This is a genomic window from Streptomyces coelicoflavus, assembly GCF_003112555.1.
Classification (GTDB): Bacteria; Actinomycetota; Actinomycetes; order Streptomycetales; family Streptomycetaceae; genus Streptomyces; species Streptomyces coelicoflavus.
In genome coordinates this window covers 73,212-95,967 of sequence record NZ_BEWB01000022.1, presented here as the reverse complement: position 1 = coordinate 95,967, position 22,756 = coordinate 73,212, and the positions used below count along the sequence as shown (strand labels likewise).

Sequence of the window (22,756 nt, the reverse complement as noted above, 5' to 3'; positions counted from 1 at the left end):
CATTCTCGCGGCTGGCGTGGGTGAAGTGCCTGCTCGGGAGGTTGGTCCTTTCGGCGGCTTTGAGTGGAAGCCTGCTGCTGGAAGCGGTGCCATGGGCGTGGTGTATCGCGTAGACAACTGCTGTGAGGAGAGCCAATGCCTGAGCAGATCTTGCATGTGACTGACGCGTCGTTCGAGGGGGACGTGCTCAACTCTGCCCAGCCCGTGCTGCTGGAGTTCTGGGCACCGTGGTGTGGGCCGTGCAGGATGATCGCACCGCTTCTCGACGAGGTGGCCAAGGACTACGGCGACAGGCTCAAGGTTGCGAAGATCGACGTGGACCAGCACCCGGCGACGCCGGCGAAGTTCGGCGTCCGAGGCATCCCTGCCCTGATCATTTTCAAGAACGGGGTTGTGGCGCAGACAAAGGTGGGTGCACTGTCGAAAGCCCAGATCACCGCGCTTGTCAACAGTCACGTCTGACCAGCACAGGTCACGCTCCCGACAGTCTCCGACCACGCCATAGTTGTCCAACTTGCCTGGTAATCGGTCCATGCGCAGTGACAGAGGACAGCCCACTGTCCCCCTGACAGGTGATCTCGACCGATTGCCAAGAGATATTGACCGCCATGGTCGAACGGCTATCGGTACGGTCGATCCATGGAAAAGCTGCCAGAGATCGTGGACCGCCACATCCTGGACCACCACGTCGTCCTGGCACTCAAGGCGATCATGGACGCGTCGGGCTGCACACTCCATGAGGCGATCGACATCTTCGGGCTTCGATACGAGGAACTCCGCCGCGACCGGCCGGGCGACTTCCAGGTGAGCCGTCAGGAGTACGGCCGCAACGTCTACACCTGACCTGCGGCCGCTCAGCCGGTCAAACTCACCTGGCAATCGGTCAAGATCACTTGTCAGAGGACAACGAGCCCCCTCGCAGCCCTGGCCGCTGGCAGGGCGACTATATTCGAACTTGTGAGCGAACCTTCTCGTCTGGAACTGCTGCGGTTCACCCGCCGAGTGGTCGAGCAGCAGGCCGGTGCTGCACTGCGGCAGATCGACGGATGGATCGCCACAGAGGAGCGACGGGAAGCGGAACGCCGCCGCCACACAGAGGGAGGCGCGCCCCCTCCGGAATGGCTACTGCAACACGGCCTGAACCCGAAGAACATCGACGCGGTGCACACAGGGGACTGCTGGACCGTCGAGGGGTCGGAGCGGTGTCGTCCGGTGTCGCGCGAACAGGCGATGGAGGCAATTCGACACCAGGTGCCGGCGTGCACGTTTTGCCGCCCGGATACGGCGCTGGGACTGCTGGAGTGACCGCCGCTACCCCGTGTGTGGCTCACGCCACAGAACGATTTTCAGCCATGCGCCGCAGGCAATCCGCGCAGATCAACTTTGCTTCCGCGAAGCCCGCAGGTCAGCGTTCTGCAGAGCTGCCCCAGAGATGGGGTAGGTGATCCAACTCCGCAGGTCAGGCCGTGAATTGCCCTGGTGGCCGATGCACGCCCCATGATGACGCCAACCCCTGTAGCGACCGCATACCGTCGTCGGCAACGCGGACGGGGACCGCCCCGGCCAGGGCGATCCCCGAGATGTCCGTGGATACGAGCAAATCGCATTAAGGACGACACCATGCAACCACAGCTCTGGAAGCCCGTCGGGCTCCAGTACCGCCGCCCCGAGTGGCAGGACGCGTTCAACACAGTCATCACCGGCACCGTGATCTTCCTGCTTCCGCAGGTCCCGTCAGAGATGACCCTCCTGGCGTGCGTCCCGCTCCTCCGCTGCATCCGCTACCGGAACGCTGTCTGAAACGGAACCCCTTCCAAGCCCCTGGTCGCGCTCAGCGGCCGGGGGGCTGCTCCGTTCCGCCGCCATACTCGGCGCGCTGCCAGGGGTGGTCGGAGTTGCGCTATCGGCGCGCCGTCTCGGCTTGACGTCCTGTATGACGTTGGCGGCGACGAACTGAGACATGGGGTGGGGATGGCTTTCGAGTTGGGCGTTACTGGACCGGCACAGAGCGAGTACCTGTATCACTTCACGAGCCGTAATGGAGAAAGCCCGGACTGGGTGCCGGACGAGATCCGTTCGATGAACGGGGCTCAGCGCCTGGAGTCGATCTTGCGGGAGGAGCAGTTCCGGGCGTTCCCGCCTTTCGGCGCTGCTGAGGCCGGCGCCTCGGGGAGGCCCTGTGTGTGCTTCTCGGAGTGCTCTCCGGAGCACATGGCTCAGCTGTTCCGATGGAGGCACTTCGACCCATGGGGTCTGGTCACTACGCGGGAGGTGGTGAACGGACTCGGTGGTGGCGCGGTGGCGTACGTGCCGCGGGAGGTTCAGCGGCGTTTTCAGCGGGCGGCGCTCGGCCATTGGGCGGTGAACACGGGGAACGGGATCTCGTGGATGCACGAACGGGAGTGGCGGCTGCCCCTGTCTCGCCCGGAAACCAGCATCAAGATCAATGGAGTGGTTGCGATCCTCGTCGCTAGCGCCGACTGGCGACCTCGTCGGATGCCCGTGGGCTGGGTGAACGGTGAGAGCGGTGATCCGCTGGCCGGTCATGGCGAGAACCCGTTCGCGATGCCGTACGAGGACTACCCGAGACTGTGGCGGGAGACGCCGGTCTGGGTGTGGGACCAGGAGGCCGAGCGGGTTGTGGCGTACGAGCCGGGCGCCTTGTGCTGAGCTTGCGGGCGTAGACGGCGCGCGCCGCTTGGAGGAACGTCGCAGGCTGGTGGTGTGGAGTTCCCCGTCGACGTGGCGCTCGCCGAGCTGGTACCGCGGCTGCCTACGGGGCCGCGGTGGTGGTACGAGGTGAAGATGGACGGCCCCCGTACGGTTCTGTGGCGGCTGGCTGACACGGTGCGGCTTCAGGCCCGGTCGGGGCGGGATGTGACCGGCCCGTGGATGGATCTGGCTGTGGCTGGGATGGCGTTGCCGCCGGGTGTGGTTCTGGATGGCGAGGCGGTCGTCGTGGTCGACGGCAGGGTGTCCTTCGAGGCGGCGCAGTCTCGGGCGGCGTCGTCGCCGGCTCGGGCCCGGCAGCTGGCGGCACAGCGCCCGGCGTTGCTGATAACTGGAGTGCGCGCGAGTTCCTCGTGAGGTCCCGAGAGCGCGATCGATGGATGTGAGCAGGTGAGAGACCGTTGTTCGAGACATCCCTCGACGGTGTGAGGTTCTCGTAGTTACTCGCAGATTCCAGGAGTGCCACTCGTAATCTGCGGATCTATGGGGGATCTCGAAACTCGCACCCCGACATCGGGTCGCCGCCGGACGGGCTGGCAGAGGTCTTCTCCCTGCACACCCACCGAGCGGGCCGCGCGGGGCAGCAGGACGAGCGGTCGTACTTCTTCGACACGCTGGCGGAGTACCAGTGGGCGCGTGATTCCGCCGGGCTGATGCCGTCCTCGATCGACCAGCTGGTCAAACCGGTGCTGGAAATCTGCGAGCACTACGACCTCGTGCCGTGGCAGCTCACCCCGACGCTGCTCGACTGCTACTTCGCAGGACCCGGGAAGCGTGCTCGGTCGACTGTCCGTACGAAGATCACCAAGATCGACGCGTACTTCGCGTTCTTGGAACAGCGCTACGCCGGTGAGATCCATCGCCGGTTCGGCGCCGCGGTGGAGTCGCCGGTCGACCCGTTCAACCGGCCGCGACATCGTGGTGACTTCGGGCTGCGGGTGCCGCCCTCGCAGCGGGCGATGCGCGAATACTTCGCCGCGTGGCGCGATGCGCTGCCGCTGGCTCGCAAGCCGGCGGTCGCGTGCCGGGACTACGTGATGGCCAAGCTCGACTATCTGTCCGGGGTGAGGGCGTCCGAGCTCTGTGGTGTCGGCCTGTGCGATGTGCACTGGGAGTTGGGCAAGTGGGGCCGGTTCGTCGTGCAGGGCAAGGGCGCCCGCGGCTCCGGGCCCAGGCCGCGCGAGGCGTTCATGTTCGAGGAGTGCCGCGAGCTCGTGTGGTGGTACGTCGAGGAGGTCCGCGGCCTCTTCCACGACGACCCGGAGCATCCGCTGGCGCCGCTGTTTCCCTCTGAGCGGCTGCCGGTGGAGCTCGCGGCGGCGAACATCCCGGTCGCGGCGGCGATCACCCCGGGAACGTTCCGCCGGAACCTCAAGGCGGCCTCGCTGCTGTACCTGCCGGGGCCGGTGGGCGAGTTGTACCCGCATCTGCTGCGGCACGCCTGCGCCACCCATAACTATGAGCGCGGGATGACGCTGTGGGAAGTACAGCGGCTTCTTGGACATACCTGGACGACTACGACGGTGAACTATCTGGCGACGGCTCAGGCGGACCCCGAGCACGCGGAGCGCTGGCGGCAGTCGGCCACGCGGGCCGGGCAGCGCTTGGTCGCGAATATCGGGAGTTTACGGTGAAGTGGAATCTGCGCTGGGCGGCCGCCAAGTGCGACATCTGGCGGCCTGTCGACTTGCAGGCGGCGTTCGCGACGGTGGGCTTCACCCCGTCACTGAGCAAGGTCGCGGCCTTGTGGGGCGGGACCCCGGTGACGGTGCGCCTGGACGACCTGGACAAGATCTGCGCGGCGCTGCAGTGCACGGTGGCGGACCTGATGGAGGCCGAACCGGTAGCTCCCGCCGAGGGCTTGGAGGAGCCGCAGCGCGCGGTCGGCGGTGAGGCGGGGGCGGTGCGGCCTGTGCCGCGGCGCGATGGGCGGCGTCAGCTGCGGCCGCCGAACTGACCGAGGTGGTCATGGGCGTCATCCGGCAGTGTGCTGTGTGCCTGGACTGGGGTGTGCACCGGCTGTGCGACGGTCTGTGCTGGGGCTGTGTGGGCTGGCGCAAGTCCCACCCGGACTCGGCGAGGTGTGTCCGGTGCGCCAGGCCCGACCGGGTGGACGCAGATCGTTTGTGCCGTCCCTGCGTGATGGCGGTACGCGAGGAGATCGCAGCCGGCTTCGAGGCCGTCTTCCCAGGCGCGACGCAGCTGCGGGTATACGTGCTCGGGCTCGGGCAGCAGGAGAGCCGAAACCTCCCGCGACCGCGCGGCGCCGCCGCCCCGTACCTGGGACCGCGCCAGGTCCAGCGGCCGATCGACGATCCGAGGATCTGTCCCGCCGTGATGCTCGGACAGCAGACGCTGTTCCCGGTTCGGCGGCGTCTGGAGCGTGAGCACGCGCGCCGGATCAGCGGTCGGACGTGGCCGGAGGAGAGCGCGGTACGGGCGTTGGCCGAGGAGCGGGCAGCAGCCCAAGGGCTGACCGCGACGTGGCTCCACACGGTGATGCGGATCATCCGGTGCGCGCTCGCGATCCGGGATACCGAGGGGGAGGCACTCGTCGCCCCGGAGATGCTCGATCAGGTGCGGTTGCCGCTGAAGGCGGCAGCGGCCGAACTGCTGCACCGAGCTGGGCTCTTGAAGTCACGGGCGGCTCCACCGCCGGCACTGTGGCCGGCCAGGGCGTGCGCGGACTGTGGCAGCTGGGGCATCACGACGAAGCGCTGCCGTGGATGCGAGACCTGGCGGCATACGCCCGAGCGGTATCCACCTGGCCGGTGTCCGCGCTGTCGACGCGACGACCTGCCCGTGCATGAGGAGGGGCTGTGCCGAGGGTGCCTGGCCTACATCCGTGATCACGGCCTCGACGCCGCCGAGGGGGCCGCCACTCAACTCTCTGCTCGACGCCGACCAACTGCGCGAGACACCGCATCAGCTGCTCACCGACGTCCAATGCCGAACCCCGGACAGAGTCGTGAGCCTGAGCGTGGAGCGCCGCGACCGACACGACGCTCGGGAGCTGATGCAGCAGATCGACCTGCTTCCCGAGCCGATGACCGAGCAGATGCACGCCTGGGTCAAGGTCATGCGTGGCGCCGGTCGCTACGAGCACCCACCCGCCGCCTACCGGCTCATCCGCCGCTACTTCCGCACGGCGTCCTCCACCCTGACCGCGTGGGCGGCCGCCGGGAAGGACCTGCGGCAGATCACGAGCAAGGACATCCAGACGGAGCTCGACCGGCACCGGGGAAACGCGGCCCGCGGCCTGCTCAACGCGCTACGGAGCATCTTCCGGGCATTGAAGCAGGAACGGCTGATCTTCCACGTCCCCACCGTCGGGCTGAAGGCGCAGGCCACTGTGAATCTGCCACGGCCTCTGTCCAGCGACCGCCTCGCCGGGGCATTGGACCGCCTCGACGGGCCTCGCGCCCGCCTCATCGTCGGCCTGGTCGCCATCCACGCCATCCACGCTGTGGAGGTGGCCCGGCTCCTGCTGACCGACGTGGATCTGAGGAACCGGACGATCACGGTGCGGCGGGGCTTGCACATCCACGTCGTCTACCTCGACGACCTGAGCACCCGGCTGGTAGCCGACTGGCTGCGTGAACGCCGCACCCGCTGGCCCCAGGCCACCAACCCGCACCTTCTCGTCACCGCTCAGACCTACCGGAATCCGTCATCGCCGCAGATCAGTTATACCGGGATGCGCTCCGCCTTCGACCAGATCGGGCTCCTGCCCCGTCAGCTGTGGGCCGACCGCGTGCTCGACGAGGCTCGTGAGACGGCAGACCCGGTTTGTCTCGTGCGGCTCTTCGGGATCCACCCCCGGGTCGCCGTGAAGTACGTACACACGGCGCACCCCGATAAGGCGCTGCCGCGAATCCGCTGAAGCTGATGCACTTGTTCGCCGTCGCTGAAAGGCCGCCACGCACTACGGTGCCGTGGCCATCCGCAGAAGCGTTCCCCCAGCCCTCCCAGTGGAGGCCGGTTTGTGAACGACAGCAGCGGGGCCGCCCGGAGGTTTCCGGACGACCCCGCTGGCGAGCCCGCTCAGGCCGGGACGGCAGTTACCCGTTCGACCTCTGCCGCGCCCCAGGCGGCCAGGTAGCGCTCGGCGTCCAGGGCTGCGGCGGCGCCGGTGCCGGCGGCGGTGATGGCCTGGCGGTAGGTGTGGTCGACGACGTCGCCGGCGGCGAACACCCCGGGCAGGCTCGTACGCGTCGTCGGGGCGGCGACGGTGATGTAGCCCTCGGCGTCGAGGTCGAGCTGGCCCTTGAAGAGTTCGGTGCGGGGGTCGTGGCCGATGGCGATGAACAGGCCAGTGACGTCCAGGTCGCGGGTGGCGCCGGTGAAGACATTGCGCAGGACGACGCCGCCGAGCATGCCGCTGGTCTCCTTGATCTCGGCGATCTCGCTGTCGAACGCGAAGGAGATCTTGTCGTCGGCGAAGGCCCGGTCCTGCATGACCTTCGAGGCGCGCAGGGTGGAGCGGCGGTGGACGACGGTGACCGAGCGGGCGAAGCGGGTGAGGAAGGTGGCTTCCTCCATGGCGGTGTCGCCGCCGCCGACCACGACGATGTCCCGGTCGCGGAAGAAGAACCCGTCGCAGGTCGCACACCACGAGACGCCCCGGCCGGACAGCTTGTCCTCGTTTGGGATGCCGAGCTTGCGGTAGCCGGAGCCGGTGGCGATGATCACCGTCCTGGCGCGGTGGACGGTGCCCGCGGAGTCGGTGAGGAGCTTGATGTCGGCGGTGAGGTCGACGGCCACGATGTCGTCGTCGATCATCTCGGCGCCGAACTTCTCCGCCTGGGCCCGCATGTTCTCCATGAGGACCGGGCCGTCGACGCCCTCGGGGAAGCCGGGGAAGTTCTCCACCTCGGTCGTGGTCGTCAGCGAGCCGCCGACGAAGATGGAGCTGCCGAACAGCAGGGGGCGCAGCTGGGCGCGGGCGGTGTAGAGGGCGGCGGTGTATCCGGCGGGGCCGGATCCGATGATGACGACCTCGCGTATCTCGTTCACGCCGTCGCCTCCGGCTTCGCGGGGGCGATCTCGGCGATCAGGCCCTCGACGAGGGTCTTGATCTCGTCGCGGATGGGGCGGACGGCCTCGACGCCCTGGCCGGCCGGGTCCTCCAGCTTCCAGTCCAGGTAGCGCTTGCCGGGGAAGACGGGGCAGGTGTCGCCGCAGCCCATGGTGATGCACACGTCCGACTCGCGGACCGCGTCGACGGTGAGGATCTTCGGCGTCTCCTTGGAGATGTCGATGCCGACCTCGGCCATGGCCTCGACGGCTGCCGGGTTGACCTGGTCGCCGGGGTTGGAGCCGGCGGAGCGGACCTCGACACGGTCGCCGGCCAGGTGGGTCAGCCACGCGGCGGCCATCTGGGAGCGGCCGGCGTTGTGGACGCAGACGAACAGGACGGACGGCTTGTCGGCCATGGTGATCGTTCTCTCTCGTCGCATGGCGGAACCCAGCCGCCAATGACTTCAGCCCCCGCTGGTATCAGCGGGCGATGATGTGAGAGTATCAGTGCATGCTGACTTCAGTCGATCCTGACGTGATCCGGGTGCTGGGCGATCCGCTCCGCCTGAAGATCGTGACCCTGCTGGCGCGCGAAACGCTCTGCACGACGCACCTGGTCGAGGAGACCGGAGCCAAGCAGACCAACCTGTCCAACCACATGAAGGTGCTGCGCGAGGCCGGGATCGTGGAGACCGAGCCCTGCGGCCGCTTCACCTACTACAAGCTCAAGCCCGAGGTCCTGGCCGGCCTGTCCGAGCAGTTCGCGGAGCTTGCAGCCTCCGCCCGTACCGCCGCCGAGAACAAGAGGGCCTGCCCGTGACTTCCACCGAGCCCACCACCGCCGCCCCTCGTCCGGCTGGCGGCGGGGACGACTCGATCGTCAAGAAGCTCTCCACCCTCGACCGTTACCTCGCGGTGTGGATCCTGATCGCCATGGCCGTCGGTCTCGGTCTCGGACGCGTGATCCCTGGACTGAACGACGCGCTGGCGAAGGTGGAGATCGGCGGGATCTCCCTGCCGATCGCGCTCGGCCTGCTGGTCATGATGTACCCGGTCCTGGCGAAGGTCCGCTACGACAAGCTGGACGCCGTCACCGGCGACCGGAAGCTGATGATCTCCTCCCTGGTCATCAACTGGATCCTCGGCCCCGCGGTCATGTTCGCGCTGGCGTGGATCTTCCTGCCGGACCTGCCCGAGTACCGCACCGGGTTGATCATCGTCGGGCTGGCGCGCTGCATCGCCATGGTGATCATCTGGAACGACCTTGCCTGCGGCGACCGCGAAGCCGCCGCCGTGCTGGTGGCCCTCAACAGCGTCTTCCAGGTCATCGCGTTCGGCCTGCTCGGCTGGTTCTACCTCGACCTGCTGCCGGGCTGGCTCGGCTTGGGCGACGGCGAGCACCTGGACATCTCCATGAGGGAGATCGCGCTGAACGTGGTCATCTTCCTCGGCGTCCCGCTGCTGGCCGGCTTCCTGACCCGCCGCGTCGGTGAGAAGAGGATGGGCCGGGAGGGCTACGAACAGCGCTTCCTGCCGAAGATCGGCCCGTGGGCGCTGTACGGGCTGCTGTTCACGATCGTCATCCTCTTCGCCCTGCAGGGCAAGACCATCACCTCCCAGCCTCTGGACGTTGCCCGCATCGCGCTGCCGCTGCTGGTCTACTTCGCGGTCATGTTCTTCGGCACCTTCCTCCTCGGCAAGGGCCTGGGTCTGGCCTACGACCGCACTACGACCCTGGCGTTCACGGCGGCGGGCAACAACTTCGAGCTGGCCATCGCGGTCGCCATCGCGACCTTCGGTGTCACCTCCGGCCAGGCCCTCTCGGGCGTGGTCGGCCCGCTCATCGAGGTCCCGGTCCTGATCGGCCTGGTCTATGTCGCGCTCGCCTGGCGACGGAAGTTCGCCGCCGACGCGGTGACGACGGCGCCGTGACGCAGCGCACGGATGTGGTGGTGGTCGGCGGAGGCCAGGCAGGGCTCGCCGCCGGCTACCACCTGCGCCGCCAGGGTCTCGACTTCGTGATCCTGGACGCTGATCCGGCGCCGGGCGGGGCCTGGCAGCACATGTGGGACTCGCTGCACCTGTTCTCCCCGGCCCAGCACTCCTCGCTGCCCGGACGGCTCATGCCCGCCCAGCCCGGAGAGACCTATCCGGATGCCGGGCACGTGGTGGACTACCTCACCGACTACGAGAAGCGCTACGACCTGCCCGTCCAGCACGGCACCCGCGTGGACGCCGTACGGCCCGACGGCGACCACCTCCTGGTCGAGGCGGACACCGGCACCTGGCGGCCCCGCGCGGTCGTCAGCGCCACCGGCACCTGGTCGCGGCCCTTCCTCCCCACCGTCCCCGGCCGCGAAGTGTTCACCGGACGGCATCTGCACACGGTCAGCTATCGCTCCCCGGCCGACTTCGCCGGGCAGCGCGTTGTCGTGGTCGGCGGCGGGAACTCCGGCGCCCAGATCGCCGCCGACCTCGCCCTGGACGGCCGCGTCGAGGTGACGTGGGTGACCCAGCGCCCGCCGCGCTTCCTGCCGGACGACATCGACGGGCGTGCCCTGTTCGACGTCGCCACCGCACGCCGCCGCGCCCTCGAGGAAGGCCGTAGCGACACCGGCGGGGTGGCCTCGCTCGGCGACATCGTGGCCGTACCGCCCGTCCGTTCCGCCCGCGGCGCCGGACTCCTGAGCGTCAGGCCGATGTTCGCCCGGCTCACCGCCGACGGGGTCCGGTGGGACGACGGCAGCCACAGCGGTGCTGATGCGGTTGTCTGGTGTACCGGCTTTCGCCCGGCCTTGGCCCATCTCGCCCCCCTGACCCTGCGTGGCCCGCGCGGGCACATTCCTACCGCCGGCACGCGCGCCCTCGGCGAGCCGCGTCTGCACCTGCTCGGCTACGGCGACTGGACCGGCCCGGCCTCCGCCACCCTGATCGGCGTGGGCCGCCCTGCTCGCGAGGCCGTCCAGCAGATCGCGCGTCAGCTGAGCACCTGACCTCGCGGTCCGGTCTGCACGGCTAGCAGAGACCATCTGCTGGGCTTGCTGTCGCACCCAGCGGGGTGGTGGTAAATCCGCCGCGCCAGCCGGGTCACGCGGCGTCTAATGGGCGCCATGACCGACCCGACTTCCTCTCCCTCTCAGCTGTGGCGCTACGTCCAGGACGACGACCCCAGCGCGTTCACCCTCATTGTGGAGACTCCCAACGGGCCCTACGTGCGGCGGATACCTCCGGCCCTGCCCCTGCCGTCCGGCGTCGACCATGGCTCCGGCGCCGAGGCCGCCGCCCACACCGCCGCAGCCACGTGGGGCATGCCCGACTTCGTCTTCCAGCAGGCTGATCACGCCACCAAGGGGTCGGGGCGCCGGGAGCTGGGCGACCGGTTGCTGCTGGCCGGCAGGCGAGGCGCGGTGGTCCAGGTCAAGGCACGCACGATCAAGCCCAAACCGGATCCCCAGGAGGTCGCCTGGATCCAGAAGGTGGCGGCCAAGGCGATGAGCCAGGCCAAGGGCACCGTGCGGCAACTGCGCATGCTGCCCGCCGACATGGTCAACGGACGGGCCCGGACGCTGCAGGTCGACGGCAACGCCTACGAATGGGTCGCGGTGTTCCTGCTGGATCACCCCCAGGTCCCGCAGGGCGCCCAGGCCACCTGGGAGCCGATCGGGATGCCTGCCATCGCGCTGACCCGCCGCGACTGGGACTTCCTGTTCGACCAGCTGCGCTCCACCACCGCAGTGCTCGACTACCTCTTCCGTGCAGCTGCCGAAGAGCCCGTGCCGCTGGGTGAGGAGCCGGTCCGTTTCTACGAGCTGGCCGCCGCGGATGCCGCCGCGCCGCCCAAGGACATCGACACCGAGCTGGTCGGTCCGGGTGGCACGCTGTTCTCCACACCGCGGCTGCCGCAGGCGCCGGCCGGCTCGGACGGCACCCACGCCCACCTCATGATCCGCATCATGCTCGAAGACGTGGCCACCAGCCTCCTGCGCGACTCGGTGGCCGAGGGCGACCGCTTCACGGTGCTGTCCGACTTCGACCGGCTGCCGGTGCCGGCCCGGGCCGAGTGGGGTCACCTGCTGCTGGACATGCTCCGTGACGTGCCAGAAGTGCCCGAGGAACACTGCAAGTGGCGCTTCCGGCGCCTGCTCGAAGAGGACGGCACCCGGCAGCTCATCGTGGGCGCGGCCACCCGCTTCGACCCCATCATCGAGGCCGCCTTCTCCGCGTACGTGCAGCTGCGCCACCACGAGGTCACCGCGCGTACCGGCCGGGCCGAGGAATCCTCCACGCTCGGAGTCCTGCTCACTCCGCGCCGCGACGGGGTGCGGCCATGGGACACCAGCGCGGTGCGTGTCCACGGCGACCTGGACCTGTCCGAGGAAGAGATCCAGGTCTACAGCGAGGAGTGGAACCGCGCGACCGAGAGCTCTGACGTCAGCGTGAGCGGCTGAGCCGGGTCAGGACGTGCGCGGCGTCGCGGCCGACACCGCGCAGGGTGTTGGAGGAGAAGCTGCGCTGGAACTCGATGCCGACGAAACCGAGCCCGGGAACGGTGGCGATGCCGCCGCGGTGCCGGGGCCTTCCGTCGGCGTCCAGGGCGCCGCTGTCGTTCAGGTAGGGGTGGGTGAGGCGGTAGCCAGTGGCCCAGATGACGGCGTCGACCGGTTCCTTGGCGCCGTCGGCCCATACGGCACCGTCCGGGGTGAGGCGGGTGAACATCTCGCGCCGTTCGACGCCGTGGGTGTCCAGAGCCGTGCGGTAGTGGCCGTCGTCGAGGACGGACACCGGCATCTTCTCCAGCAGCCGGCTCAGCGGGGCGGTGTCGAAGCGGGTGTGCTTGAACCACCAGTGGACGTCCCGGCCCAGCGGTCGCTGCTTCATCCAGCCGATCGGCCGGCGGCTGGCCAGCGTCGTCTCGGTGACCGTGCCGAGTTCGGCGGCGATCTGCACCGCGGAGTTGCCGCCGCCCACGACCACGACCCGTCGGCCGGTGAAGGGTTCGGGGCTGCGGTAGTCGGCGGCGTGCAGCGACTGCCCGGCGAACTCCTCGCTTCCGGGCACGTCCGGCGTGTACGGGCTGCGGAAGGCGCCGGACGCGGCCACGACCGCACGCGCCGTGAACTCGGCACCGTCCTGTGTGCGCACCGCCCAGGCGCCGTCGCGGGGCAGCACCGAGGTGACCGTGGTGGAGGTGCGGATGTCGGCGTCGAGCCGGCGGGCGTAGGCACGCAGGTAGTCGACCACCTCGTCCCTGGTCGGGTAGCGGTCGCCGTCGCCGGGGAAGCGCATGCCGGGCAGCGAGGAGTACCGGGCGGGGGAGAACAGGGTGAGGCTGTCGTAGTAGCGCGGCCAGGATCCGCCGGTCTGCTCGGCGGCGTCCAGGACCAGGGTGCGGGCGAAGCCATGGCGCGGGGCGAGGGCGGCGGTGGCCAGACCGGACTGGCCGGCGCCGATGACGATGAGGTCGGCGTGGTGCTCCATGAGAACCTTCTCCTGTAAATGTCGTTGTTTCGGGAAGTGACGAAATATGAGCCAGGGAGAAGCAGAGGCGGCGAACGGTGAGGCGGGCGAGGGGGTCGACCCGGCGACGGCCGACTTCCTCAAGGCCCTGGCGAGCGAGACCCGCCAGCTGGTCATGCAGCAGTTCGCGGGCGGTCGCGAGCTGACCGTCGGGGAGATCGCCGAGCGATGCGGCCTCAAGTCCTCGACCGCGTCCGAGCATCTGAGCCTGCTGCGCCGCGGCGGCCTGGTTCTCTCCCGCAAGGAGGGCAAGCAGGTTTTCTACCGCGCCGACGGCGCCACGATGGCGAGCCGCATGGACGCGCTCAAGGAGTACCTGCTGCGCTGCTGCCCACCCGGATGCGGCGACTGACAGCCCGCCCGCCTCGGGGCAGCCGTCAGCTACGCAGATCGAGCATGGCGGACATGGCCGCCACCACGGACGGGGCGACCTGGTAGTAGACCCAGGTGCCGCGCCGCTCCGAGGTCAGCAGGCCGGCCTCGCGCAGCTTCTTCAGATGGTGTGAGACGGTCGGCTGGGAGACGCCGACGTCGGCGATGTCGCACACGCATGCCTCCCCGCCCGGATGCGAGGCGACCTTGGAGAACAGCCGCAGACGCACGGGATCCGACAGCGCCTTGAACATCGCCGCCATCTTCTGCGCATCCGCCGTGGACAGCTCCCCGGCCGTGATCGGCGGGCAGCACGGCACCACGTCGCCGTCCTGCAGAACGGGCAACTCCACAACCTCTGGATTCGACATGTGTCTATGTTGACACTCGTCGATACGAGTGGCAAGCTCCGAGGTATCGACAGGCATCGAAACAAGGAGTCGTCGTGACCACCGCCCTCCGTACCGTGCTTTCGGTGGCCCGGGCCCGCCGCACCGCCCGCCACCTGGCCGGCGTCAGCTTCTGCGACAGCTGCGCCCAGGTCAGCGACAGAGCCACCCGAGCGGCAGAACACCGCCAACACCACCAGCTGACCGCCCTCACCCACGCGCGCTGACCCCCTTCGCCCCTCAAGGAGACCGAGCATCATGAGCACCCAGCAGCTCCCCGTCGTCGTCATCGGAGCCGGCCCCACGGGCCTGGCCGCTGCCGCCCACCTCGTCGAGCGCGGCATCGAGCCTCTGGTCCTGGAAGCGGGACCAGCCGCCGCCTCCGCGGTGCGCGAGTGGAGCCACGTGCGCCTGTTCTCCACCTGGGGCGAGGTCGTCGACCCGGCCGCCGAGAAGCTCCTCGCCCCCACCGGCTGGATGCGACCCGACCCGGCCGCCTACCCCTCCGGAGGCGACTGGGCCGACCTCTACCTGCAGCCGCTCGCCGACGTCCTCGGCGACCGCGTCCGCGCCGGTGCGACTGTCACCGGTGTCTCCCGGGCAGGCCGGGACCGCATCGTCGACGCCGACCGGGAGCAGCAGCCGTTCGTCGTGCACATCACCTACGCCGACGGCCGTGAGGAGCGCGCCTTCGCCCGCGCGGTCATCGATGCCTCCGGCACCTGGGTCACGCCGTCCCCGGTCGGCGGCAGCGGCCTGCCCGCCCTCGGCGAGAAGGCCGCCGCGGACCGGATCGCCTACCGCGTCCCGGACCTGAAGGACCCCGCCGTCCGCGCCCGGTACGCGGGCAAGCGCACCGCCGTCATCGGCTCCGGTGCCTCCGCCTTCACCGCGCTCGCCTACCTGGCCGACCTCGCCAAGTCCGACGGCGGTGAGGGCACGAAGGGGGTGTGGATCCTGCGCCGGGGCATCTCGGGTTCCACCTTCGGTGGCGGCGAGGCTGACCAGCTCCCGGCGCGTGGCGCGCTCGGGTTGGCGGCGAAGGCCGCCGTCGACGAAGGCCACGCGGACGCGGTCACGGGCTTTCGTACCGAGGCGATCGAGCGCGACGCCAACGACCGCCTGGTCCTGGCCGGCGAGGACGGACGCCGCCTGGACCCGGTCGACGAGGTCATCGTCCTGACCGGCTTCCGCCCCGACCTGTCCTTCCTCGACGAGCTGCGCCTGGGCCTCGACGAACGCCTCCAGGCGCCCGTCGAACTGGCTCCGCTGATCGACCCCAACCAGCACTCCTGCGGCACCGTCTACCCGCACGGCCACCGCGAGCTCTCCCACCCCGAGCAGGGCGTCTACCTGGTCGGCATGAAGTCCTACGGCCGCGCCCCAACATTCCTCGCCATGACCGGATACGAGCAGGTCCGCTCCGTCGCCGCCGCAATCGCCGGCGACCTCGCCTCCGCCGACCGCGTCGAACTCACCCTCCCGGAGACCGGAGTCTGCGGCGGCGCCGGCCTCTTCGACGCCCCCGACGCCCAGGAAGCCGACGGCGGCGGCTGCTGCGCGCCCGCGCCGCAGCTCGTCCAGCTCGGCGCCCCCGCCACGGTCGGGGCCGCTTCCGAGCAGGCCCCGGCAGGCGGCTGCTGCGGCTCGTGACCGACCTGAACACCCGCGACGGCGGGGTCGCGACCGGAACAGGAGACCGGTCGCGACCCCGCGCCGCCCTGCCAGCCCTCTGCGCCACGCAGATCACCAGCTGGGGCATCGTCTACTACGCATTCCCCGTCCTCAACCCCCAGATCACCGCCGCGACCGGCTGGCCGACCGGAGCGACCACCGCGGCGTTCTCCCTCGCTCTCGTCGTCTCCGCCCTCGCCGGAATCCGCGTCGGGCGCATCCTCGACCGGCGCGGCCCCTGCACCGTCATGACCCTCGGCTCCGTGCTCGGCGTGGTCAGCCTGCTAATCGTGGCCGCAGCCCCCAACGTCCTGGTCTTCATCGCCGGTTGGACGCTGGCCGGACTCGCGATGGCGACCACCTTCTACCAGCCCGCGTTCGCCGCCCTCACCCGCTGGTGGGCACCCGACCACGTGCGCGCCCTGACCGTCGTCACCCTCGCCGGCGGGCTTGCGTCCACCGTCTTCGCGCCCCTGACCGCAGCTCTCGCCGACCATCTGTCCTGGCGCCACACCTACCTCGTACTCGCCGGCATCCTCGCCGCCGTCACCATCCCCGCCCACGCCCTGGCCCTGCGCGCACCCTGGCCCGACGCCCCAACGAGCCCCGCACACGGGTCCCCAGGCGCTGCCGAGATCGGACGCAGCCGACCGTTCCTCCTGCTCGCCGCCGCCTTCACTCTGTCCGGCTTCGCGATGTACGCCGTCGTCATCGCCCTCGTCCCGCTCCTCCTAGAACGCGGGTACACCACCAGCCAAGCGGCCTGGGCCCTCGGCATCGGCGGCGCTGGGCAGACCCTCGGCCGCACCCTGTACGCCACCCTCGCGCATCGCACCGCCGCAACAGCCCGCACAACGATCCTGATCGCGCTCGGCGCACTGACCACCGCCGCATTCGCCGCCGTCCCCGGCCCGTACGCCCTACTCATCGCCGTCTCAGTCGTTGCCGGCATGGTCCGCGGCAACCTCACCCTCCTCCAAGCCACCGCCATCACCGACCGATGGGGCACCACCCACTACGGCCGCCTCTCCGGACTCCTGGCGGCACCGGCAACCACCGCGGCAGCCCTTGCGCCATTCGCCGGCGCCGCATTGGCCGTGTCCCTAGGCGGCTACGGACCGCTCTTCATCCTCCTGGCCACCGTCTCCGTGGCCGCCGCACTCATCGCACCGTGGACCGCCGATGCGTCCAACCGCTCTGACTGCCGAGTCATCCCTGTCAAGCACAGATGAACCCGCCTTGGTGCCCGGCCTCAACTGGGTAATGCCGCGCGGGTTCAGCGATCGCATCCTCCAGGAATCCACGAACCCGTCTGCCTCCGTGTGGGACGTCCCGGCGCTTCCGACGGGGGACGTGCGTGCGCGTCCGTACGAGGAGAGGCGGGCGATGATGCTGGACGTCCTGGGGGGGGGCTCCCGTCGCCTTCGCCGATTCAGGCCGTGTCGGCGACGGACGACGTCGAGGTGGCGCGGGTCTGGTACGACACGCTTGTCGCCTCGGGCGTCGAGGGTGTGGTCGCGAAGCTGGGGAGCGCCCCCTATCAGGCAGGCCGGTCGTCGTCGTGGAAGAAGGTCGGACACGCGGAGACGATCGACGCGGAGGTGGTGGGGTTCACGGGGGCGGCGGGTCGACCGCGGGCGCTGGCGGTGCGGTTGCCTGACGGCCGTGTTGCGTTGTCTCAGCGGCTCGGGGCGCAGCTGGCCGCGCAGGTCGCGGCGGCGCTTGTGGCCGTTGCCCCGGCCGCACGAGGTCGGGCGGCCGGGGGCGAGTCGTTCACGGCGGCGGAGCCCGGACTGCTCGTCGAGGTGCTGGCGGGGACGACGAGGCATGCCGTGGTCACCGTGACGCGCGTGCGGTGAGCTGCCGCGGACGAATCAGGAGAAATGGCCGGCTTTCAGCTTGGCGAAGGACCGCGGGTCTCAGCGCACGAACTCCTCGCTTCGGCGTGGGCGTGGGCACGCAGTCCCTGAGCTGGGGCTCCGTTATCCACGAACGATCGGAGACCTCGTTACGCTGCGGCGGTGACCGAGCCCTCCCCGCTGCCAGGCGACCCCTCCGAGCTGCACCTGCGCATCTCCTACGACGACGGACTCTGGGACACTCCCCAGGCTGACACGCTGGAGTGCTGGGATGTGGCCATCCTGCACCGCCGACGCGCCCATGGTGAACATCACGAGCCGGTCAGCTCCAGCGGTTGTGCGACTGCTGACTGTCCCTCGTGCACGGTCGAGGACGTAGTCGTCGGCTCCATGACGTTCTACCGGGTGCACCTCGATCGAGGCCGCAACGCCTACTGGCCCATGGAGGAGGAGTCGGAGGAACTGTACGAGACTGCGTGACGCTGGATCCGCCATGGCGCGGGCACGGCCTGGCGGCCGTGCTTGCCTGCGAGGTGATCACCCGGCTCATGGCCGGCTGCCGGGCCGTCGCCTGTTCGCCCGGCATCACCGATCTCAGCAGCCATCGGCTGACGGCCAGAGCCGAGTGGGACCGCGTGAACGCCAAAATTGCCCAGGGGTGGGAGAGCCTGGGTTTCCGTCCCTACCGAGACAATGTCTTTCTTCTGTCTCCCGCCTCGCAGGACCTTGAGGAGCAGCGCGGCGCCCTTCGCCAGCATCTTGCCGACCTTGGGGGGCTCTGGCGGACCGATGCTTCGCGATCCGTCTCGCTGTCGGAGGAGACAGGCTCGGCAGAGAGCCTGTGAAGCCCCGAGGAGGGCGGTGTCCCTCCTTGGGCTGGTGACGCTTGGGGAACCAGTAGCAAAGTCATCGTGGGATACCTGTCCCGACTCGGGACGGATCCGATGTCCCGAGTCGGGACACGCCGCGTGTCCCGACTCGGGACAAGGTCGCCGGCGGGCTGTACGGCGTAGTCCCCACGCGGGAGTGCGCCGGGGCAGCTGGCGTTAGGGCCACGGAATCTGAGATGCCACAGCTGTTGACGGACGGCAGTTCGCCGGGGGCAGACAGGAATGATCGGGGAAAGACTGGCCAACGGGCGCGAGGGCATGTCAACGTAGACGACCTTGCAAGAAACCCCAGGTCAGAGAGGTGATTGCTCGTGACCGTAGCCCCTGCGGGCCCCGGTTTCTCCACCACCGTGGAAGCCCTGAGACTGCGGGAGTGGCAGCTCGGCCCTGGTCAGCCGACTCTGGTCATGGACCAGTTCTCCGCCGAGGACTTCCATCTGATCGTCGATGATCGCGCTGACGTGCACGTCAGCTCCAAGGACGGCCGGTTCTACCTCGGCTGGTTCCCGCTCGGCCGACCCGGCACGGACGGCGAGGGGTGGAAGATTGCTGTCACCGGCACCGCCCAGGTCCGCGGCTACCACCTGTCGTTCGACACCGAGACGCCGGCCGACATCGTCGCCGCCGCCGTGGCGAGGGTGCTGGAGACCTCACGCCGTCTCTGACAGCGCGGCCACCGATACATGGCGCCCGCCCTGTGAGCGCTGGCGGTGCCGTAGGCCGGTCCGGCTTCACCGCCCCTGTTTCCCCCGAGCCCTAGGAGGCTGTTCGTGACGTCCTCGGAGATGACCGTCGGCGATCTCATCGATCGGTTGTCCGGCTGCGACCGGAGTGCTCCGGTCCGTCAGGCCATGAACCCGTTCTTCCCGATGGCGCATCGCTTGGCGCAGGTCCTGCAGTCGGTCGATGAGACCGGCCGGACCGTTGTCTACCTCGCCGAAGGAGCCGAGCCGGACGCACAGCTTGGCCACCTTCTGCCGGAGGTTGCCATCGCCCTGACCTGGCAGGGCCCCGTCCAGGCGCCCCCGCGCCGCCCTCGCCGCCGCGCCGGCGGCAACTAGACCCGCACCGAGTCATTGGAGGCGCCTCTGTACCCCGACCTTCCGCCCGACCCGTCCGCCCCGCGCGGCGGCCAACCTGCTTTCTGGGTCGGTCCCCGGCACTTGGCCGGCGACGATGGACGCCTCTACGACGTCGTCGCCGACGCGCTCGCCGGCCTGGGCTGGACGAGCCTGACGATCGTCCGCGGACGGCACGAGCCGGACGAGGAACCGGAGGACCGCCAGGTCCTGCGCAGCACCGTCCTCCACATCAGCCCCGACGCCTTGCGCTGGGCCCAGTGGGCGCTGCCGGACGAACCGTTCCATCTGGGTGGGCTGCCGATCGCCTGGCAGATCTCCGCCCGAGCCGAGGCGAGCAGCCCGCTCGCCCAGTGGTCGGCCTACTTCACCCGTGACGTCCCCGGCGAGGCGGTGGTCGACTTCCTCGTCGCGCTCGACGCAGGCAATCAGCCTGCCTCGGTGCTCGCGAGGCCCGAGCTGGTCCTTGACGCTGTCGCCGCCCACGGCTGGTTCCGCGACATCGACCAGCCCGAGGCGGTGGCGACGGATCCGACCTTCACCTCGCACATCAGCCTGGGGGAGGTGCCGCCCCTCATCCAGGACGGCGACCCACGGGCCGTGTCCGCCGAGGACGACGAGACGGGACCGCCCGGATGGCAGGCGTGGGCCGAGCCCGTGCTCGGCGCCCCGCTTCTGTGGGTGGCCTCGTTCGCCGCCAGCGTCCCGCACGATCTCGTTGCCGCCTTCGCGGCCTCCCTCAGCTCGACCGCACCGGTCCTGCGGCGGGTCCTGCCCGAGGCCACCCAGGAGCGCCTCCTGCGCGCGCCAGCCATCTAACGTCCTGCGCACCTCTCGACGACCGCCAGTCCGGCATCCTCCAGTTGGGGGCGCCGGACTTTCCTATTTCCCGGGGGAAGTGGCCGACGGGTTGTCCATGCGCAGCCCCGTAACGCGCTGCTGCCCCCGACCCGCGGTGGTCGGAGGCAGCTGCGTGACGCGCGCGCAGGTCAGCTCGTGACTGTGGCCTTGGCGAGGGCCTTGTCGAGGTGGCGGTCGACGAGGGCCGGGGAGCCGGAGACGACCAGTAGCAGGTTGCCGTCGCGGATCGCGGTCTGCTTGACCACGGTGCTCCGACCCCCGGCGATGAAGGTCAGGAGCAGGCTCCACCGCTTATCACCGCCGACGGTGGGTGCGGGCAGCTTCTGCGAGGTCACGTCGACCGGGGTGCCACCGGAGACGACCTGATAGGCCGGGCAGCCTGTCATGGCGTCGAAGATCCGGCCGATGCCGTCGGAGAGCTTCTTCACGCTGTCGCTGTACAGCTCCTCGGAGATCTCCGAGGAGCTGCCGCCGTAGGTGAAGTCCACCTTCGCCCTGTGCGGGAAGGCGAGCGTGCCGCCAGTTGCCGCGTCGCCGCCCAGCTCGCTCAAGGCCGGGCAGCCGATGACCTTGACGTCGTCGTGCTGGGCCGGACGCTCCGGCTTGGGAAGGTAGCCGCTGCCGAGGTCGCGCGGGTCGAGCAGGCGGGACTCGAGTGCGGCCGAGGAGAGCGCGGCCGGCTCCCGGGCGGCGTCGGTCGGCTTTCCCATACGAGAGGAGGAGGTCTGGTGCTCGGACCCGGTGGTGTCGGTGGAACAGGCGGGCACGGCGAGGAGGGCGGCGGTGATGCCAAGTGCGGTGGTGGCGACGCGAACGCGCATGACGGAACTGACCCCTTGGTGCTAGGCGACGGGTGGTCAGTGCGGGCCCTCGGGCCCGGTGGGGTCGTGGGAGTGGTGGTCAGTGCCCGAGGTGGTGCAGGCAGTCCTCGAACGTGGCGTAAGTCGCATCCGCCGGTCCGCTGTTGCGGTTGTACCAGGCGGTGTCGATGCGCGTCTCCAATTGCTGGTGTCCGGCCCTGCAGCGCAGCCAGATCTCACCGCGGGTGGAGAGGATGAGCCAGTCCCGGTATGCGCCGCACTCGGCGCAGGTGGCCATCTCACCGTCGAGGACCAGGGGCTGCTTCCACGGCATCATCTTGCCTTCGACCTGGTCGTGGCTCGGCACCCGCAGTTCCGCCGGGAGGAAGTCGTCCACGATGGCCGCTGGCTCGGCGGACTGCGGCTTAGGCGCCGGCACTCCGATGCCGGGCGGGACCTGGCCCTGCATCCGCGCGTGCAGTTCGGCGAACTGTCGCTGAGCTTCGCTCGGTTCCTTGGCCCTGCGGCGTATCCGGTGAAACACCCTGGCGTCCTCCTCTACCTCGGCACCTCGTCCTGCGCGTTTCATGATCGTGCCCCACGCCCTCGGCGGTTTCAATTCACAAAGTCCACAGTGACTTTCGGCAGGTCACAAGGGCATATCCCTGCATCCTCAAGGCAGCGTCGCTCGGGGCGAGGCGTTCAGAGTGAGGTGGGGGGCGTCTACCGTGGCATGCCATGACTGTCCTTCTTGTCGGAGGCAGCGGGTTCCTGGGCACCGAGCTGGTCCGCCAGGCATCTGCCGCTGGGCATCGCGTCGCCGCGACCTTCGCGACCAGGCCGTGCGATGGTCCGGAGGCCACGTGGCACGAGGTGGACCTGCGAGACGGCAGTCGTGTCGAAGAGGTCGTTGCCTCGCTTGCCCCCTGCGTGGTCATCAACGCGAGCAGCGGCAGCGCCGACTGGGCCGTCACGGCCGAAGGCCCCGTCCGTCTGGCGATGGCCGCGGTGAAGTACGACTGCCGCCTCGTTCACGTCAGCAGCGACGCCGTGTTCTCCGGCAGCCGAGTCCACTACGACGAGTCCTGTCTCCCCGATCCAGTCACTCCGTACGGGGCAGCGAAGGCAGCGGCGGAGACGGGCATCCGGCTACTGGCTCCCGCCGCCGTCATCGCCCGTACCTCTCTGATCATCGGCGGCATCCAGTCCGAGCATGTCCGCCTCGTGCACGACCTTGCGACCGGCTCCCGAACCGGTGCGCTGTTCACCGACGACGTCCGCTGTCCCGTGCATGTCGGGGACCTCGCCGCTGCTCTGCTGGAGTTGGCCTTCACTGGCGCCTGCGGTGTACACCACCTTGCGGGTAGGGATGCCGTGAGTCGTCACGGCCTGGGTGTGCTGATCGCTCAGCGGGACGGGCTCGATGCTTCCCGGTTGCCGGAGGGCCTCCGCGTCGGCACATCGCTTTCCGGTGCACTCGACGTCCGCCTCGACAGCCGGGCGACCCAGGCGAAGCTGCGTACGAGAGTGCGCGGTGTCCACGAGTTCCTCTGAGGCGCAGCCGCA

The 22,756-nt window shown here is 69.5% G+C and carries 30 protein-coding genes; 24 read left to right on the top strand and 6 right to left on the bottom strand.

Going from position 1 to position 22,756, the window contains the following annotated elements:
• Nucleotides 1-135 precede the first annotated feature (135 nt).
• The 9 genes from trxA (at nucleotide 136) to Sco07f_RS38105 (ending at nucleotide 6,613) form a co-directional block, all read left to right on the top strand.
• On the top strand, nucleotides 136-462 hold the full coding sequence (gene trxA / locus Sco07f_RS38145) for a thioredoxin TrxA (RefSeq protein WP_108990624.1): 327 nt from the start codon (nucleotides 136-138) through the stop codon (nucleotides 460-462).
• Between the two features lie 177 nt (nucleotides 463-639).
• Nucleotides 640-843: a hypothetical protein gene (locus Sco07f_RS38140; protein WP_108990623.1), complete on the top strand. Its 204-nt coding sequence runs from the start codon at nucleotides 640-642 to the stop codon at nucleotides 841-843.
• Nucleotides 844-957: 114 nt separating this feature from the next.
• The gene (locus tag Sco07f_RS38135; protein ID WP_108990622.1) at nucleotides 958-1,305 is read left to right on the top strand and encodes a DUF6233 domain-containing protein; all 348 of its coding nucleotides are present in this window, start codon (nucleotides 958-960) and stop codon (nucleotides 1,303-1,305) included.
• A gap of 315 nt (nucleotides 1,306-1,620) precedes the next feature.
• Entirely contained in the window at nucleotides 1,621-1,800 is a 180-nt protein-coding gene (locus tag Sco07f_RS38130) for a hypothetical protein (RefSeq protein ID WP_108990621.1), read from the top strand.
• 171 nt (nucleotides 1,801-1,971) lie between these two features.
• Nucleotides 1,972-2,670, top strand: coding sequence for a hypothetical protein (locus tag Sco07f_RS38125; RefSeq protein ID WP_159107050.1), 699 nt, complete (start codon nucleotides 1,972-1,974; stop codon nucleotides 2,668-2,670).
• Between the two features lie 54 nt (nucleotides 2,671-2,724).
• Nucleotides 2,725-3,087, top strand: coding sequence for an ATP-dependent DNA ligase (locus tag Sco07f_RS38120; protein WP_244942250.1), 363 nt, complete (start codon nucleotides 2,725-2,727; stop codon nucleotides 3,085-3,087).
• 296 nt (nucleotides 3,088-3,383) lie between these two features.
• Nucleotides 3,384-4,364, top strand: a complete 981-nt coding sequence (locus Sco07f_RS38115) for a tyrosine-type recombinase/integrase (protein WP_108990619.1) — start codon at nucleotides 3,384-3,386, stop codon at nucleotides 4,362-4,364.
• The gene (locus Sco07f_RS38110; RefSeq protein WP_108990618.1) at nucleotides 4,361-4,687 is read left to right on the top strand and encodes a helix-turn-helix domain-containing protein; all 327 of its coding nucleotides are present in this window, start codon (nucleotides 4,361-4,363) and stop codon (nucleotides 4,685-4,687) included. The genes Sco07f_RS38115 and Sco07f_RS38110 overlap by 4 nt, the downstream gene beginning before the upstream one ends.
• Before the next feature lie 1,011 nt (nucleotides 4,688-5,698).
• Entirely contained in the window at nucleotides 5,699-6,613 is a 915-nt protein-coding gene (locus Sco07f_RS38105) for a site-specific integrase (RefSeq protein WP_159107049.1), read from the top strand.
• 161 nt (nucleotides 6,614-6,774) lie between these two features.
• Here Sco07f_RS38105 and trxB read toward each other — a convergent pair whose 3' ends face one another.
• Nucleotides 6,775-7,746, bottom strand: a complete 972-nt coding sequence (gene trxB, locus Sco07f_RS38100; protein WP_108990616.1) for a thioredoxin-disulfide reductase — start codon at nucleotides 7,744-7,746, stop codon at nucleotides 6,775-6,777.
• Nucleotides 7,743-8,165 carry an arsenate reductase ArsC gene (locus Sco07f_RS38095; RefSeq protein WP_108990615.1) on the bottom strand — a complete coding sequence of 141 codons (423 nt, stop codon included), beginning with the start codon at nucleotides 8,163-8,165 and terminating at the stop codon, nucleotides 7,743-7,745. The genes trxB and Sco07f_RS38095 overlap by 4 nt, the downstream gene beginning before the upstream one ends.
• A 95-nt stretch (nucleotides 8,166-8,260) precedes the next feature.
• On the opposite strand from Sco07f_RS38095, the gene Sco07f_RS38090 reads away from it, so the two are divergent.
• The 4 genes from Sco07f_RS38090 to Sco07f_RS38075 all read left to right on the top strand — a co-directional run bounded on the left by Sco07f_RS38090 (nucleotide 8,261) and on the right by Sco07f_RS38075 (nucleotide 12,197).
• Nucleotides 8,261-8,569 carry an ArsR/SmtB family transcription factor gene (locus Sco07f_RS38090; protein WP_030329993.1) on the top strand — a complete coding sequence of 103 codons (309 nt, stop codon included), beginning with the start codon at nucleotides 8,261-8,263 and terminating at the stop codon, nucleotides 8,567-8,569.
• Nucleotides 8,566-9,681: an ACR3 family arsenite efflux transporter gene (gene arsB / locus Sco07f_RS38085; RefSeq protein ID WP_108990614.1), complete on the top strand. Its 1,116-nt coding sequence runs from the start codon at nucleotides 8,566-8,568 to the stop codon at nucleotides 9,679-9,681. The genes Sco07f_RS38090 and arsB overlap by 4 nt, the downstream gene beginning before the upstream one ends.
• Nucleotides 9,678-10,742: an ArsO family NAD(P)H-dependent flavin-containing monooxygenase gene (locus Sco07f_RS38080; RefSeq protein WP_108990613.1), complete on the top strand. Its 1,065-nt coding sequence runs from the start codon at nucleotides 9,678-9,680 to the stop codon at nucleotides 10,740-10,742. The genes arsB and Sco07f_RS38080 overlap by 4 nt, the downstream gene beginning before the upstream one ends.
• A gap of 117 nt (nucleotides 10,743-10,859) precedes the next feature.
• Nucleotides 10,860-12,197: a hypothetical protein gene (locus tag Sco07f_RS38075; RefSeq protein WP_159107048.1), complete on the top strand. Its 1,338-nt coding sequence runs from the start codon at nucleotides 10,860-10,862 to the stop codon at nucleotides 12,195-12,197.
• On the opposite strand, the gene Sco07f_RS38070 is transcribed toward Sco07f_RS38075, so the two are convergent.
• Entirely contained in the window at nucleotides 12,181-13,227 is a 1,047-nt protein-coding gene (locus Sco07f_RS38070) for a flavin-containing monooxygenase (RefSeq protein ID WP_108990611.1), read from the bottom strand. The genes Sco07f_RS38075 and Sco07f_RS38070 overlap by 17 nt on opposite strands.
• Nucleotides 13,228-13,273: 46 nt before the next feature.
• On the opposite strand from Sco07f_RS38070, the gene Sco07f_RS38065 reads away from it, so the two are divergent.
• Entirely contained in the window at nucleotides 13,274-13,618 is a 345-nt protein-coding gene (locus Sco07f_RS38065) for an ArsR/SmtB family transcription factor (protein WP_108990610.1), read from the top strand.
• A 25-nt stretch (nucleotides 13,619-13,643) separates the two neighbouring features.
• Here the strand turns inward: Sco07f_RS38065 and Sco07f_RS38060 are convergent, their stop codons facing one another.
• Entirely contained in the window at nucleotides 13,644-14,009 is a 366-nt protein-coding gene (locus Sco07f_RS38060; RefSeq protein ID WP_108990609.1) for an ArsR/SmtB family transcription factor, read from the bottom strand.
• Between the two features lie 74 nt (nucleotides 14,010-14,083).
• Between Sco07f_RS38060 and Sco07f_RS40280 the strand changes: the two genes are divergently transcribed.
• The 9 genes from Sco07f_RS40280 to Sco07f_RS38020 all read left to right on the top strand — a co-directional run bounded on the left by Sco07f_RS40280 (nucleotide 14,084) and on the right by Sco07f_RS38020 (nucleotide 20,348).
• Nucleotides 14,084-14,254, top strand: a complete 171-nt coding sequence (locus tag Sco07f_RS40280; protein ID WP_167468340.1) for a hypothetical protein — start codon at nucleotides 14,084-14,086, stop codon at nucleotides 14,252-14,254.
• 31 nt (nucleotides 14,255-14,285) lie between these two features.
• Nucleotides 14,286-15,680 carry an FAD-dependent oxidoreductase gene (locus tag Sco07f_RS38055; protein WP_108990608.1) on the top strand — a complete coding sequence of 465 codons (1,395 nt, stop codon included), beginning with the start codon at nucleotides 14,286-14,288 and terminating at the stop codon, nucleotides 15,678-15,680.
• 143 nt (nucleotides 15,681-15,823) lie between these two features.
• Nucleotides 15,824-16,933 carry an MFS transporter gene (locus tag Sco07f_RS38050; RefSeq protein ID WP_374201130.1) on the top strand — a complete coding sequence of 370 codons (1,110 nt, stop codon included), beginning with the start codon at nucleotides 15,824-15,826 and terminating at the stop codon, nucleotides 16,931-16,933.
• A 207-nt stretch (nucleotides 16,934-17,140) separates the two neighbouring features.
• The gene (locus Sco07f_RS38045; protein WP_244942249.1) at nucleotides 17,141-17,560 is read left to right on the top strand and encodes a hypothetical protein; all 420 of its coding nucleotides are present in this window, start codon (nucleotides 17,141-17,143) and stop codon (nucleotides 17,558-17,560) included.
• A gap of 162 nt (nucleotides 17,561-17,722) precedes the next feature.
• Complete coding sequence (locus tag Sco07f_RS38040) at nucleotides 17,723-18,040, top strand: hypothetical protein (protein WP_108990606.1); 318 nt, start codon at nucleotides 17,723-17,725, stop codon at nucleotides 18,038-18,040.
• Nucleotides 18,037-18,405: a hypothetical protein gene (locus tag Sco07f_RS38035; protein WP_108990605.1), complete on the top strand. Its 369-nt coding sequence runs from the start codon at nucleotides 18,037-18,039 to the stop codon at nucleotides 18,403-18,405. The genes Sco07f_RS38040 and Sco07f_RS38035 overlap by 4 nt, the downstream gene beginning before the upstream one ends.
• A 356-nt stretch (nucleotides 18,406-18,761) precedes the next feature.
• Nucleotides 18,762-19,115: an SPDY domain-containing protein gene (locus Sco07f_RS38030; protein ID WP_108990604.1), complete on the top strand. Its 354-nt coding sequence runs from the start codon at nucleotides 18,762-18,764 to the stop codon at nucleotides 19,113-19,115.
• Between the two features lie 105 nt (nucleotides 19,116-19,220).
• Nucleotides 19,221-19,511: a hypothetical protein gene (locus tag Sco07f_RS38025; protein ID WP_108990603.1), complete on the top strand. Its 291-nt coding sequence runs from the start codon at nucleotides 19,221-19,223 to the stop codon at nucleotides 19,509-19,511.
• 15 nt (nucleotides 19,512-19,526) lie between these two features.
• Complete coding sequence (locus Sco07f_RS38020; protein WP_108990602.1) at nucleotides 19,527-20,348, top strand: SPDY domain-containing protein; 822 nt, start codon at nucleotides 19,527-19,529, stop codon at nucleotides 20,346-20,348.
• Between the two features lie 170 nt (nucleotides 20,349-20,518).
• Here Sco07f_RS38020 and Sco07f_RS38015 read toward each other — a convergent pair whose 3' ends face one another.
• Nucleotides 20,519-21,211, bottom strand: a complete 693-nt coding sequence (locus tag Sco07f_RS38015) for a hypothetical protein (protein WP_108990601.1) — start codon at nucleotides 21,209-21,211, stop codon at nucleotides 20,519-20,521.
• A gap of 79 nt (nucleotides 21,212-21,290) precedes the next feature.
• Nucleotides 21,291-21,734 carry a hypothetical protein gene (locus Sco07f_RS38010; protein WP_167468339.1) on the bottom strand — a complete coding sequence of 148 codons (444 nt, stop codon included), beginning with the start codon at nucleotides 21,732-21,734 and terminating at the stop codon, nucleotides 21,291-21,293.
• Between the two features lie 194 nt (nucleotides 21,735-21,928).
• Between Sco07f_RS38010 and Sco07f_RS38005 the strand changes: the two genes are divergently transcribed.
• A complete protein-coding gene (locus Sco07f_RS38005; RefSeq protein WP_108990599.1) occupies nucleotides 21,929-22,744 on the top strand; it encodes an SDR family oxidoreductase in 816 nt (271 codons plus the stop codon).
• Nucleotides 22,745-22,756 lie beyond the last annotated feature (12 nt).